Consider the following 14,124-nt stretch of genomic DNA (forward strand, 5'->3'; position numbering starts at 1 on the left):
CTCGTTTACCAAATATAGCGAATTCCGATGTTGGCACCCAAGGGCTGCTCAAAGTACCGGCCGTTGCTGTACTCGAAATCGGCATGCACGCTGAAACTTCTGGCTATCGCTACAGCGACGCCAGCACCCAGTTCCCCACGAGAGCCGGACAGGTCATTGTTGAACACATTGTTATTCACCTGGACTTCATTGTTCTTTGCAAACTCATGTGCCCAGGCAAGTCGAATATAAGGCTGTACAGTCCGCCCCTGATCCAGTTCGATATTTCGACCGGCAGTGACACCCACTTTACCGATGAATGAACGAGTTCGATCACCCTCTGCCTGCAGGTCATTACTCAAGGAATAATCCTTGCCCTCAATGACCACTGCAGACCATTGCGTGTAGGGCTCCAGGAAGTTTCCGTCAGCAAGACTGATGTGTTTACCGATTTCCACCGAACCACCGACCCCGGAATTGTCGTAATCACCCTTGGCCCGCGTTCCATCACTCAGCCCCACCTTGGCATCATTATTGAAGCGGTTGGCCTTCAATACTCCATCAAAGTAATAACCGGTTTGCGCATCCAGCCAGGTCAAGTAGCCACCCACATAGTAGCTGTCCACGCTCCCGGAGGTGCCTGCGTCAAGATCGAGGTCGGATTGACTCTGGCCTGCCATCACCCCGACCAACCACTGCCCGTCACCCACCGGCAGCGGCGCATCCGCTCCTAAAGTAAACCCGCTCTGGCGTTGCTGATAGCCAACACCCGAGCCATCGGCGATGTTGTACTTGTTGGTGTAAGTACGCCCCCACGCGCCGGATTGACCACCATTGAAGCGCAATTCGCCCATACGCGTGCGCAATGAGGTCAACTCGCCCAGCCATACCGTTGAGGCCGTGTTGAACAGAGCGAGCACTGAGCGAGCCCCAGGACTGATGGTCCGCGTGCTGGGATCGAGTATCCAGTCGTTGCCACTTTTCGCCAGACCATAGGAATACGTCCCCAGATCGACATCACGGCTCATGAAAAACTGAGCGTCGCCGCCTGCGGTTTGCACCACGCGGACAGGTTGTCCGCTAGCAGGGTCAAGACCACTGCTGGCGATCAGCAGTTCATGTGTCCCTTGGGCGGTGCCCGTGACATTCAACACATCCGTTTCACCCGTGGTGAAGTTGGTGCCCATCACAAAACGGCCATTGCCAGACAAGGACGTTACGTTGAGTTGATAAAAGGCGTCGGTAGCCCCGAAGACCACCGAGCCACCGTTGTTCAGGCTCAACTGGTCGATACTGCTATTACCCGTCAGTACCCACTGGGAACTGTCATTGATCGTGGCGCTGGCCACATTTTGCAATTGGCCCGTCAGCTTCGAGTTGTTTTGCAGAGTCAAGTTTGTGGTGCTGCCCTGCTCCGTGACGATGTCACCATTGAGCGTACTGTCGTTGACCACCAGCGAGGCATCTGCCCCGCCTCGGACATCCAGTAAGGTGCCGTTGCCGGCGAGCAAGCGCGAGTTGGTCAACGTAATGGCCGCTGTGGAATCCGTGGTGTTAGCAAAGTTGACCAGAATGGCAGCGCCGGTTTTGCCTTGCACTGTAGTGTTCTCAAGATTCAACGTCGCCGGTTGAACCTTGTTGAGATCGGAATCGACGACGACGCCTTCTCGACCACCAATGATAGTGCTGTTTCGGGCCGTCGCTTGACCGCTATTCAGCCGAAGTCCGTAGCTGCTGGCTCCGGTCCCGAGAAGGTCGGAATCGCTGAGGTTCAGGACGCTGAAGGCACTGACCAACGCTCCCCCGGTCACACCAGTGATCTTCGTGCCATTGGTAACAGAAACACTGGAGCCGTCCTGTGTAGTGGCATCGCGAACCACTTGGAGTCCAACACGATTTCCGGTAATCGAACTGCTGTCGATCGTCGCTTGAGAGCTACTTAAAAAGACCGCCGCCAAGCCCCCGGTAGCCGAAACGGTCGCATTGCTCAGATTGACCGTTGACCCTTCGCGAGCCGATATCTGCTGCGTTGTGCTACCAGGATTCACGATCAACGTGGAATTTTCAGAGTTGATGGACAGCGTTTGCGCGCCGTTGACCGTCAGCGTGGCGCTCTGGGAAAGGTCCCATCGTTCCGGCGTGCCACCGTTTACCGTTTCCTCGCGACCCACGACCGGAGCCGCGCTGGCGCAGGCACTCAAAATTGCCAACAACGAAGGGCTCAAAACTATGTAACGCCGCGAACGGCCTGGACCCGACAATGACTTACCCCGCATAGTGAATACCTGCTGTCTGACTGGTGAAATGGCAGTCGTAGCCATTCCTGGAGGGGCGCAAGGCTATAGAGAAGACTCATAAATTTATGTAGGACTTATCCTCAGTTAGTTGGCGAAATCTCATTCTGGCTAGAAAATTGAATACCAGATGTCAGTAACCGGGGGAGGCGGTCACAAACTTTGAGATCACGCCCCCCACAATCACCCATTATGGATTTGGAACGGGAATAAATTCCTCACAAAAACGACCTTGACTGTCATCCAGATCCAGTGTGTTCTCAGCAGGCAGCGAGTCTGGTGTCGGATTATTACCAGCTCCCCCGCGGGAAATGGAATAAGTCACCTTGGCAAGTTGCATATGAGCCGGTTTGAAATCTTCCTCGTAATCACCAATATTGATTAGCGCACCACCGGTAGGAAATGTCCCCGAGATTGGGTAAGTCGCCGTTGCTTCAGTATCGGGAATAGGTTTCGTCGGGTCCGCCCGTTCAAATGCCTGATACTTCAAAGTAATGGTTTCACCATCGACCGTATACGTATTGGGCAATACACGAACGAGCAAATTTCGTCTCGCGGTACCATCATTTGGGACAGTCTCCGTAGGGAAGTTCAAGGTGGAGCATCCAATCCTTCTTACCGACCCCGCCAGCCCCAATATTACCGGCGCAGCCATTTCAATCGGGAATGGCTCGACCGGGATATCCCTCGGTCTCGACGGAGTTGGGTTGTTCGAGCCCGGAGTGTAGAGGGTATACCGTAGAACCTTGGACCCACTTTCCTGCTGTTGAATAACAGACCACGGAATGACACGAGTTATGTCCGTGCCCTCTTGACCTGTTGTTAACGCAATGGGGTCGCCAATCTGGATGTCGTCATAAAACAGATCGATCAGCCAACCTTCTTCTGTCGGGGGGGCAGCAAAAAGTTTGATAGTCGCAGTAATGGCGTTATCTCCGTAATCACCCTCCTCGATTGCGTTGTCAGTACCCGCAGTTGTCTTCAGCGTTGGCGCCTCCAGACCAATGGTTATTGGATCCGGACCGATATATGAAATATCAACATCGATTTCAACGTTTGAGTCAGCCAACGTACGGATACCACGAAACATCTTAAAACTGACATCGGTTTTAACGATGCCATCGGTATCGCCGTATACCTGCTTGACCAGATCATAGGGGGCGTAAAACGTCAGTTCGGTATTGGCACCCACGCGCTGTTCGGTGCCTACCTGTTGCCCCCCCCAGTAGCCGGCAATCGTATCCGCTGGAGCATTGGGAGTAGGCACTTTGACCTTGAACTCCACACCTTGAGGATCAAACTGAGTGTCTGCAAGATCGATCAAGTTGTCGCCATCGGTACCATTTGCCAGCGTGACAATCGGTGGTACCACCGTATCGGGATCGGGATCCTTGGCATGTTGAACGGTACGCTGACTGAAGTTTGATCGGCGTCCTTCATTTCCCGGCAGATCTTTGGACACATAAATAAGCTGATTAGGCCCATCAGTGGCATCGACAAACACTTTGACTTCAATTGCAGCTTCCCGAGCCGCCGACAGTACATCATTAAATACGGGAGTATCGCGGCCGGGATCCGGCGCAGGCCCGAAGAAAAATCTGTAAACGTCAGTTGCCTCGTAGTTTGCGGGAATCACGGGCTTGACGATGATATGGGTTTTGCCTTCGAGGTAGGCTTCATCAATGGGAACACTCGGCCCTAAATCGGTAGGCCATGTAGGCGCTCCGGGGGTTCGGTCGGAGGGCGGGGTTTTTACTCTGTAGGGCGGTGTAAGATCGATGGCGAAGGTAGCGGTACTGGATGCGACATCATTAATACCGCCAGCAAAGAAAATATATCGGAACTCCCATTGGGTAGGCGCTTCGGGTGTAAGCTCCTCTCTAAACAAGCTGCGTCGAATCTTGTAGGGCACCGTCCAGTCTCGACCAGTGACCGCACCGGGAATAATATACGGAGAGTCTGGATCCGCTGGATCAACAACGTCCAGCCACGTCGTCGTACCTGCTATTCGAATCTGTGGTTGAAATGAATCATCGTCGTCCTCAATTACCGGCTTTGGTACCACATATTCCAAATCACCGTTAAGAGAAGCAATCGGGATGCGCAAATCAGGAGCTAGTGTTTGCGCAGGGAATGTAACAGCCAATGGCGGATCCGCATCAATAGCGTTATGCACGGTGGACCTTGCTTTAAGCGCCGCCAGCCTGGACAGGTGTGCCTTTTTAACTATAGCGTTCATGGTTCTCTCCATACGTTTGCATATCAGGAAATCTTTCTAATCTCTTGGTTATCCCACATTTATCACTTACCACTTTCGCTCCATACTTTACGGCCCGCATGGAAATTCCTCGCCAGTAACTATTCGATCAATTTTAACTACTCTGACTTTGGAGACTCCAACGAGTCTCCGGCCGCGAAAAACCCGATACTGAACGACCGCTGAAGAGTTCTCCACCATGGGTTTTATATGAACATCGTAAGGCTCGATCACTAGCGAGTATCCGTTTTTTATATCATTCTCGCTCAGTGGAAAACGGATGCTTTTCTTGCGAGCTCTAACGTACTCCACATTACTTCCGTTTAAACTTGGATAACCTCTCCAAAGCAACTCAACTCGATCTCCAGTTTTGAATCCCGACAAGGGGGGAACAGATACTCTAACGCCCTCCCATAAAGGTGGATCTGTGTCGCAGTTCAGATATCCGTAGAAATCTTTATCGGGGCAATCCGGCTCATCGAGATCACGTGGAATAGGGGTGTGATCAATTGTAAGATTGCGAGGATCTGACTTTGAGAGTTGATCCGCAGTATCCAAAACCTCGTAGCGCAACTGACCAACGCCGTTAACCTGCAGAAAGCTCGCATCGATACGAATAATAAATTCTGGCTGGATGTCCGCTGCTGTGTAGGTATTTTCGATCTTGAACAGCGGCTGCCCTGGCTGATCAAAGTAAACCGTTAAAACATCCCTATCATCAGGCAGCGTTGCGTAACTGGGCCACAGGGGAATGACCACGTCGATTCCTGCCAGTAACAAATCCAGCGGGATATATCCGTCCGGGTCAATATCGGCATCTTCTACACCGATGACTCTCGGTGGATTAAAGTTTAGCGGCCCTCGGTTAGACATACGTCAAAGCCCCTTGATGTCTTTTGGAATTAATGAAAAGCCTCGGTCCGATTAAACGTCGTGTCAGACTTCTTGCCTACTGTCATATCTGACAGGTATTTCGACCGCCTGTCGGAATATCGGCCTATCAGACGATAAAATCGCTTGACGACTTTCCTGCTAATCGGCTCTCCTGAAACCGGTTTCAGCGCATTCCTATAACAACAAGGTTCATTAATGAACGACTTCTCAACCGCCCAGCGCAGCCGCGTGACCATGCTCGACGTCGCCGAGCGCGCAGGCGTGTCCAAGGCCAGCGTCTCGCGCTTCATTGGCGATGATCGCGCCCTGCTCTCCGATGCCATTGCCCTGCGCATCGAGCAAGCCATTGCCGAACTCGGCTATCGCCCTAACCAAATGGCCCGTGGTCTGAAACGCGGACGTACGCGCCTGATCGGCATGTTGGTGGCCGATATTCGTAACCCTTATTCGATTGCCGTGATGCACGGGGTGGAAACCGCCTGCCGAGCGCACGGCTACAGCCTGGTGGTGTGCAACACCGACCGCGATGACGAGCAGGAACGCCAGCACCTGGCCCTGTTGCGCTCGTACAACATCGAAGGGTTGATCGTGAACACCCTTGGCCATCACCGTGACGAACTGCACGAGCTGCGCCGGGAGATGCCGCTGGTGCTGGTGGATCGCAAGGTCGACGGACTGGACAGCGACATGGTTGGGTTGAACAACCCCCAAGCGGTGGAGATGGCGCTGGCGCATTTGGAGCAGCGCGGTTATCGGGATCTGGTGCTGGTCACTGAGCCGTATGACGGCACCAGTTCACGGATCGAACGGGTCAGCAGTTTTCAGGCGCAGATTGCTCAGCGCTCGAACCTGGCCGGGGCGGTGCTGGAAACCGGCGATGAACTGAACGCACAACTTCAAACTTTTTTAAACACACCCGGCAATGGCCCGAAAGCGCTGTTTTGCGCCAATGGTGTGGCAGCGTTGGCGGCCACGTCGGCGTTACGAGTATTGGGTGTTCGATTGTTCGAGGATGTCGGGCTGATTGCCCTGGATGATCTGGATTGGTATCCGTTGGTGGGCAGCGGGATTACCGCGCTGGCTCAGCCGACGGCAGAGATAGGCGCGCGGGCGTTTGAGTGTTTGCTCAAGCGTTTGCGCGGGGATGACGAGGTGGCGCGGGTGGTGGATTTTGCGCCGGTGCTGGTTGAGCGTGGGTCTACCTTGGGGGTTAGCGGTGTTTGAGCTGACGCTATCGCGAGCAGGCTCACTCCTACAGGGGGGAACGCATTCCAAATGTAGGAGTGAGCCTGCTCGCGAAGGCGTCCGAAAGGACAACACAGAAACACCTGATATTTTTTTGAACAAAAATGAAACCGGTTTCAGAGGTCAATAACAATGAATAAACCCGCCGTTTCCATCAGTCTGTCCAGCTACGGCGCCGAGCTTGTGCGTCAGCGCGGGCAGGACGCTTTCATCGATGTTCTGGCCGCCGCCGGGGCCAATCGCATCGAATGGCGCGAAGAGCTGCTGACGCGCGAAGACCCTGCGCACTTGGCGCAGGCCACGCAGGCGCAGGGCTTGCTAAGCATTTATTCCTCGCCCACCGAACTGTGGCTGGCCGGTCAGGCGCAGCCTAATCCCGAGTTGATCACCGCGCTGCAACAGGCCGAAGCGTTCGGCTCAAAGTGGCTCAAGGTTTCTCTCGGCTACTTCACCGACACCAACGATCTGCAAGCCCTGGCCGAACGCTTGAAGCTCAGCCCGGTGCAGTTGCTGGTGGAAAACGACCAGACCTTGCACGGCGGACGCATCGAACCGTTTCAGCGCTTCTTCGCTGCCGTCGAGCAGCACAATCTGCCGATCAAAATGACTTTCGACATCGGCAACTGGCAGTGGCAGGACCAGTCCGCCACCAGCGCCGCTCGCCTGCTCGGCCGGCATGTCGGTTATGTGCACTGCAAAGCCGTGGCCCGTCGCGCCGACGGCAAACTGGTGGCGGTGCCGCCGGCCGTCAGTGACCTGCATCTATGGGAACAACTGTTGCGGCACATGGCCCAAGGCGTTATGCGCGCCGCCGAATATCCGTTGCAGGGCGATGATCTGGTGCAACTGACCACCGAGCACGTCGCCGCCCTCGCCCGCCTCGGCCAATCCCGCCTGGAGCCCGCTCATGTCTGAGATCGATATTCTCTCGTTCGGTGAAACCATGGCGATGCTGGTCGCTGAGCAGACCGGTGATCTGGCCGCCGTCGAGCACTTCCACAAGCGCATCGCCGGGGCTGACAGCAATGTCGCCATCGGGCTTTCGCGTCTGGGTTTCAACGTCGCATGGCTGAGCCGCGTCGGTAACGATTCGCTCGGGCGCTTTGTGGTGCAGACCTTGATCAAGGAAGGCCTGGATTGCAGCCATGTCGATGTCGATAAACAACACCCGACCGGTTTCCAGTTCAAGTCCCGCAATGACGATGGCAGCGATCCGCAGGTCGAGTATTTCCGGCGCGGTTCGGCGGCCAGTCATTTGTCGCCGCAGTCGATTACGACCAATCTGCTGAGCGCTCGTCATCTGCATGCCACGGGCATCCCACCGGCGCTCTCAGCCTCGACGCGGGAGATGTCCTTTGAACTGATGACACGCATGCGCAATGCCGGGCGCAGCGTGTCCTTCGACCCCAATCTGCGCCCCAGCCTGTGGGCCAGCGAGCGCGAAATGATCACCGAGATCAACCGCCTCGCCGCCCTCGCCCATTGGGTGCTGCCGGGTTTGAGTGAAGGCCGTTTGCTGACCGGTTTCGAAGACCCGGCGGACATTGCTGCGTTTTATCTCGATCAAGGTGCCGAAGCGGTGGCGATCAAACTTGGCCCGCAGGGTGCGTATTACCGAACGCATCTGGATCAGGGTTTTGTCGCGGGTGTGCCGGTGACCAATGTCGTCGACACGGTCGGTGCCGGTGACGGCTTTGCGGTGGGGATGATCAGCGCCCTGCTGGAGCATCAGGGTTTTGCCGAGGCGGTGCAGCGCGCGAACTGGATTGGCAGTCGGGCGGTGCAGAGTCGCGGGGATATGGAGGGCCTTCCAACCCGGGCTGAACTCTTCAGCGAATTTGAGGCCGCCATCGCTGGCAAGCCAGCTCCCACAAGGGTTGGTGGTGGAAATGCAATCTTTGACATACCCGAGATCCCTGTGGGAGCTGGCTTGCCAGCGATGAGGCCCTGACAGGCAACCGATTTATTGAACCTGCTGCGACAAAAACAACAAGCTCAGGAGCAAGACCCATGAAAACCGCAACCCTCGCCACCCGCCGCTGGTGGTACATCATGCCGATCGTGTTCATCACCTACAGCCTGGCGTATCTCGATCGCGCCAACTACGGTTTTGCCGCCGCCTCGGGCATGGCCGAAGACCTGATGATTACCCCGGGCCTGTCATCGCTGCTCGGTGCACTGTTCTTCCTCGGTTACTTTTTTTTCCAGGTGCCGGGTGCGATCTACGCGCAAAAGCACAGCGTGAAGAAACTGATTTTCGTCAGTCTGATTCTCTGGGGCGGTCTCGCCACGTTGACCGGCGTGGTCTCCAACGCCTATTGGCTGATCGTCATCCGCTTCATGCTCGGTGTCGTCGAAGCCGCTGTCATGCCGGCAATGCTGGTGTATCTGTGCCACTGGTTCACCCGTGCCGAACGCTCGCGGGCCAACACTTTTCTGATCCTCGGCAACCCGGTGACCATGCTGTGGATGTCAGTGGTTTCGGGTTATCTGGTGCAGCATTTCAGTTGGCGCTGGATGTTCATCATCGAAGGCCTGCCGGCGGTGCTGTGGGCGTTTATCTGGTGGCGTCTGGCCGATGATCGTCCGGCTCAGGCGAAGTGGCTCAACGACCAGGAAAAGCAGGATCTGGAAAGCGCACTCGCTGCCGAACAGGTCGGCATCAAAGCGGTGAAGAACTACGCCGAGGCGTTCCGTTCGCCGAAGGTGATCATTCTCGCGCTGCAGTTTTTCTGCTGGAGCATCGGCGTTTACGGCTTTGTACTGTGGCTGCCGTCGATCCTCAAGGCTGGCGCGCAAATGGACATGATCGAGGCCGGCTGGTTGTCGGCGCTGCCGTACCTGGCGGCGGTGATCGGCATGCTTTTGGTGTCGTGGGGTTCGGACAAGTTGCAGAAGCGCAAACGTTTTGTCTGGCCGCCGCTGCTGATCGCGTCCATTGCGTTCTACGGTTCTTATGCACTGGGCGCTGAACATTTCTGGTGGTCGTACACGCTGCTGGTGATTGCCGGCGCCTGCATGTACGCACCTTACGGGCCGTTCTTTGCCATCGTCCCGGAGATTCTCCCGGCCAACGTTGCCGGTGGCGCGATGGCGCTGATCAACAGCATGGGCGCGCTCGGTTCGTTCGGCGGCTCGTATCTGGTCGGTTACTTGAACAGCTCCACCGGTTCGCCCGGCGCTTCGTACCTGCTGATGAGCGGCGCGCTGCTGCTGTCGGTGGTGCTGACTATTTTTCTCAAGCCCGGCGCCAGTGATCGCGTCGTTGCCAAAGCCGTTGCCACGCGTGCCGTGCCAGCGCATTCCTGAAGAGACTTTTGCCATGAAAAAACAGGTCGTGTTGTACAAGAAACTTTCGCCCGCGCTGATGGCGCGTCTGCAAGAGCAGTGCGAAGTGACGCTGATCGACAGCCTCGACGCCGACGGTCTCATGCAACTGCGCGACGCCCTGCCCCGCGCCCACGGTTTGCTCGGCGCCAGCCTGAAACTCGATGCGGCGTTGCTTGATCTCGCGCCGCAACTGGAGGCGATTGCCAGCGTTTCGGTGGGCGTCGATAACTACGACATCGATTACCTGACCCGGCGCAAGATCCTCCTGAGCAACACCCCGGACGTGCTTACCGAAACCACCGCCGACACCGGTTTCGCGCTGATCCTCGCGGCTGCCCGGCGTGTGGTGGAACTGGCGAACATGGTGCGCAGCGGCCAATGGAGCCGCAACATCGGCCCGGCGCATTTCGGCACCGATGTACATGGCAAGACGCTGGGGATTATCGGCATGGGCCGCATCGGCGAGGCGTTGGCCCAGCGTGGGCATTTCGGTTTCGGCATGCCGGTGATCTATCACAGCCAGTCGCGCAAACCGGCGGTCGAGGCGCGATTTGATGCGCAATATCGAAGCCTCGAAGAATTGTTACAGCAGGCTGATTTCATTTGCCTGACTTTGCCGTTGACGGCGCAGACCGAAGGCTTGATCGGCGCCGAGCAGTTCGCACTGATGCGCCCGGAAAGCATCTTTATCAATATCTCGCGGGGCAAGGTGGTCGATGAGGCGGCGATGATTGAGGCGCTGCGTCATCAACGGATTCGTGCGGCGGGGCTGGATGTGTTTGAGCGTGAGCCGCTGAACCATGATTCGCCGCTGTTGCAGTTGAATAATGTGGTGGCGACACCGCACATGGGCTCGGCGACGCATGAGACGCGCGAAGCGATGGCGCGCTGTGCGGTGGAGAATCTGTTGGCGGCGTTGAAGGGAGAGAAGCCGGCGAATCTGGTGAATCCATCGGCCTGGCAGGGCTGAGATCTTCAGTGCCTGTTCTGGCCCAATCGCTGGCAAGCCAGCTCCCACAGGGTTCTCGAGCGGACACAAATATCATGTCCACCTCAAATCACTGTGGGAGCTGGCTTGCCAGCGATGGGGCCAGTGCAGGCAAGACAAAACCATCAAGCACTGCGCGCTTGTAACAACTGCGCCGCACAAAGCGCAATCCGCGCACAGGCATCCGCCAGTTTCACCCGATCCAGCACCAGACCAATACGGATATGCCCCGCCGCACTCGGTCCGAACGCCTCGCCGGCCAGCACCGACACGCCATAACCCTCCAGCAACCGCTCGGCAAACCCCTGGGCGCCCAGCCCGGTCTGGCGCACATCGACCATCACAAACATGCCGCCATCCGGGCGAATCGGGTACAACCCCGGACAACCCTGCAAACGTTCGCAGACCAGATCCCGGCGCAGGCGATATTCCTCGCGCATTTGCGTCACTTCCGGCAGGTCTGACTGCAACGCAATCTCTGCGGCTTTCTGCACAAAATCCGGCAACCCGAACAACATGCTCAGCGACAAATTGACTAAATGCTCGGCCAGCGATGTCGGCCCGATCATCCAGCCGATGCGCCAGCCGGTCATGGCGTGGGATTTCGACAGGCTGTTGATTGTCGCCGTGCGCTCGGCCATGCCCGGCAAACTCGCCGGGCTGACGTGCTGACCTTCATAGAGCAGTTCGCTGTAGACCTCGTCGCTGATCAGCCACAAGTCATGCTGCACGCACAGTGCCGCCAGTTCCTGCCAGATCAACAGTGACAGGCTCGCGCCGCTGGGGTTGTTCGGACTGTTGAGCAGCATGGCGCGGGTTTTCGGCGTGATACGCGCAGCGACGTCGACCGGGTCGACACGAAAGCCGTTCTCCGGCCGCACCGGCACCGGCACCACCGTCGCGCCGCAAGCGCCAAACACGCCTTCGTAGGTGACATACATCGGCTCAGCGACGATGACTTCATCGCCCGGATCCAGCAAGCATTGCGCCACCGAATACACCGCGCATTGCGCACCGGGCATGACGATCACATGGTCAGCATCGACCGTTTGCCCGCTGCGCCGACGATGGCGTTCGGCAATCAGCGTGCGCAGTGCCAAACGACCGCGTACTTCGGAATAATGGGTATCGCCGGCCAACAAGCTGTCGATCGCGCCGTGAACAATTGGCAGAGGTGTATCGAAATCCGGATCGCCAATGCTCAGCAGCAGGATATCGACACCCTCGGCGCGCAACTCCAGCGCTCGGTCGTGAATCTGCCAGGCGGCGGCTCCTTCTCCGGCGATTCGTTGGGTCAAGGCTGAATAGCGCATGTACGTCTCCTGATTGCGCGGTTTCCAGCCTTCACCGTATCTCAAATCACGAAACGCGCCACCATGGCGTTCAAATCCACCGCCAGACGCGACAATTCGTGGGTCGCGGCGCTGGTCTGGTTGGCCCCGGCGGCCGATTGCGTGGCCAGATCGCGGATGTTGACCAGGTTGCGGTCGACCTCGCGCGAGACTTGCGCCTGTTCTTCCGAGGCGCTGGCGATGACCAGGTTGCGCTCGTTGATCTGATGGATCGACTGGGTGATCTGCTCCAGCGCCACGCCGGCCGCGCGGGCCATTTCCAGAGTGGTCTGGGTGCGCTGGTTGCTTTGCTGCATCGACGAAACCGCTTCGCCAGTACCGTTCTGAATGCCGGCGACCATTTTTTCAATCTCTTGGGTCGACTGCGCCGTGCGATGAGCCAGTGCGCGCACTTCGTCCGCCACCACTGCAAACCCCCGCCCGGCCTCACCGGCGCGGGCCGCTTCGATGGCCGCGTTGAGCGCCAGCAGGTTGGTCTGTTCGGCGATGGCGCGGATCACATCGAGCACTTTGCCGATGTCACGGCCCTGCGCGGCGAGACCTTCGATCATGTGCGCGGTGTTCTGCACGTCGTGGGTCATGGTCTGGATGGCGTCGACGGTTTTCACTACTTGATCGCGGCCTTCGCGGGCGGCGTGGGTCGACTGGTTCGAGGCTTCCGAGGTCGACACGGCGTTGCGCGCGACTTCCTCGACGGCGGCGGTCATCTCGTTGACAGCGGTGGCGGCTTGCTCGATTTCGTTGTTCTGCTGTTGCAGGCCGCGGGAGGCTTCTTCGGTCACCGCGCTGAGTTCTTCGGCAGCGGCGCCCAGTTGCGTGGCGGAACCGGCGATCTGTTCGATGGTTTTGCGCAGGTTGCTCTGCATGGTGGCCAGCGCCTGCAGCAACTGCGTCGCTTCATCCTTGCCATCGACTTCGATGACTTTGCTGAGGTTGCCGTCAGCAATGGTTTGCGCGGCCTGCACGGCACGGTTCAGCGGGGTGACGATGCTGCGGGTCAGCAGCCAGGCCAATAGCACCGTGGCAATGGCCGCGAAAACGGCGACGATAATGATGCCGGTGATGGCGCTGTCATAATGTTGGCCGGCCTGAATCGAAGCGGTCTTTGCATCGGCGGCGTTCATCGCTATCAGCTTGTTGAGCTGTTCGCCCATCTGGTCGGTGCCGTCCTTGATCCGCGTGTTGATCAGGGTGCGCATCTCGTCGAGTTTGTCCTGGCGCGACAGCTCCATCATCTGATTCTGCGCTTGCAGGTAGTTGTCCAGCGTGGTCGCGAAGGCCTGGTACAACGCCCGCTCTTCCGGACTTGCCGGTAGTGCGGCGTAACTGGCCTGGGCGGCGCGAACCTTGTCGACCAGAACGCCGATGCGGGTCTGCGCTTCCTGCAACCCGGCCGCTTCGCGGTTGACCAGCACGCGGAACGACAGAATGCGCAGACGCAGGACGTTTTCTGTCACTACGGCAAGTTGCGTCACGCTGGGAAGTTGCGTCGAATCCATCTCGACGGACGCCTGACGAATGATCGACATGCGGTTGACGGCGAACACGCCGAGCACGATCACCAGCAAGGCGATAAAGGCAAAACCGAGGAAGGCACGGGGCGCGATATTGAGGTTACGCAGGGACATAGTTGAGCTCTCGGAAGATAGAAACTACGAGCGTCCATGCGTGATCACTGGCCCGAGGGGGGCGGGTCCAGTCCGGCGTCACTGTTTTAGGAAGTTATGTGCGCGCCTGTTAGCTGTATCGGCCAGGCTTTAGGAAGATTGCGGGTCAAGAGCAACT

General features: G+C 57.5%; 10 protein-coding genes. 5 read left to right on the forward strand and 5 right to left on the reverse strand.

Annotation, left to right across the window (positions count from 1 at the left end; translation table 11 throughout):
- Positions 1-5: 5 nt before the first annotated feature.
- The 3 genes from ACM6JQ_RS25580 to ACM6JQ_RS25590 all read right to left on the reverse strand — a co-directional run bounded on the left by ACM6JQ_RS25580 (position 6) and on the right by ACM6JQ_RS25590 (position 5,403).
- Positions 6-2,255: an autotransporter outer membrane beta-barrel domain-containing protein gene (locus ACM6JQ_RS25580; RefSeq protein WP_414894882.1), complete on the reverse strand. Its 2,250-nt coding sequence runs from the start codon at positions 2,253-2,255 to the stop codon at positions 6-8.
- Positions 2,256-2,463: 208 nt separating this feature from the next.
- A complete protein-coding gene (locus tag ACM6JQ_RS25585) occupies positions 2,464-4,512 on the reverse strand; it encodes a hypothetical protein (RefSeq protein ID WP_414894883.1) in 2,049 nt (682 codons plus the stop codon).
- A gap of 87 nt (positions 4,513-4,599) precedes the next feature.
- The gene (locus tag ACM6JQ_RS25590; protein WP_414894884.1) at positions 4,600-5,403 is read right to left on the reverse strand and encodes a hypothetical protein; all 804 of its coding nucleotides are present in this window, start codon (positions 5,401-5,403) and stop codon (positions 4,600-4,602) included.
- 216 nt (positions 5,404-5,619) lie between these two features.
- On the opposite strand from ACM6JQ_RS25590, the gene ACM6JQ_RS25595 reads away from it, so the two are divergent.
- The 5 genes from ACM6JQ_RS25595 to ACM6JQ_RS25615 all read left to right on the forward strand — a co-directional run bounded on the left by ACM6JQ_RS25595 (position 5,620) and on the right by ACM6JQ_RS25615 (position 10,969).
- A complete protein-coding gene (locus ACM6JQ_RS25595) occupies positions 5,620-6,648 on the forward strand; it encodes a LacI family DNA-binding transcriptional regulator (protein ID WP_095113324.1) in 1,029 nt (342 codons plus the stop codon).
- A gap of 153 nt (positions 6,649-6,801) precedes the next feature.
- Positions 6,802-7,584 carry a sugar phosphate isomerase/epimerase family protein gene (locus ACM6JQ_RS25600; protein ID WP_095113325.1) on the forward strand — a complete coding sequence of 261 codons (783 nt, stop codon included), beginning with the start codon at positions 6,802-6,804 and terminating at the stop codon, positions 7,582-7,584.
- On the forward strand, positions 7,577-8,620 hold the full coding sequence (locus ACM6JQ_RS25605) for a sugar kinase (RefSeq protein ID WP_007912184.1): 1,044 nt from the start codon (positions 7,577-7,579) through the stop codon (positions 8,618-8,620). The genes ACM6JQ_RS25600 and ACM6JQ_RS25605 overlap by 8 nt, the downstream gene beginning before the upstream one ends.
- 59 nt (positions 8,621-8,679) lie before the next feature.
- Positions 8,680-9,978, forward strand: a complete 1,299-nt coding sequence (locus tag ACM6JQ_RS25610) for an MFS transporter (RefSeq protein ID WP_007912186.1) — start codon at positions 8,680-8,682, stop codon at positions 9,976-9,978.
- Between the two features lie 13 nt (positions 9,979-9,991).
- Entirely contained in the window at positions 9,992-10,969 is a 978-nt protein-coding gene (locus ACM6JQ_RS25615; protein WP_414894885.1) for a 2-hydroxyacid dehydrogenase, read from the forward strand.
- Positions 10,970-11,112: 143 nt separating this feature from the next.
- On the opposite strand, the gene ACM6JQ_RS25620 is transcribed toward ACM6JQ_RS25615, so the two are convergent.
- Together ACM6JQ_RS25620 and ACM6JQ_RS25625 are read right to left on the reverse strand one after the other, a co-directional pair.
- Complete coding sequence (locus tag ACM6JQ_RS25620) at positions 11,113-12,300, reverse strand: pyridoxal phosphate-dependent aminotransferase (RefSeq protein ID WP_414894886.1); 1,188 nt, start codon at positions 12,298-12,300, stop codon at positions 11,113-11,115.
- Positions 12,301-12,341: 41 nt separating this feature from the next.
- Positions 12,342-13,967, reverse strand: a complete 1,626-nt coding sequence (locus tag ACM6JQ_RS25625) for a methyl-accepting chemotaxis protein (RefSeq protein ID WP_414894887.1) — start codon at positions 13,965-13,967, stop codon at positions 12,342-12,344.
- Positions 13,968-14,124 lie beyond the last annotated feature (157 nt).

It is taken from the genome of Pseudomonas sp. IT-232MI5 (assembly GCF_949767845.1).
Classification (GTDB): domain Bacteria; phylum Pseudomonadota; class Gammaproteobacteria; order Pseudomonadales; family Pseudomonadaceae; genus Aquipseudomonas.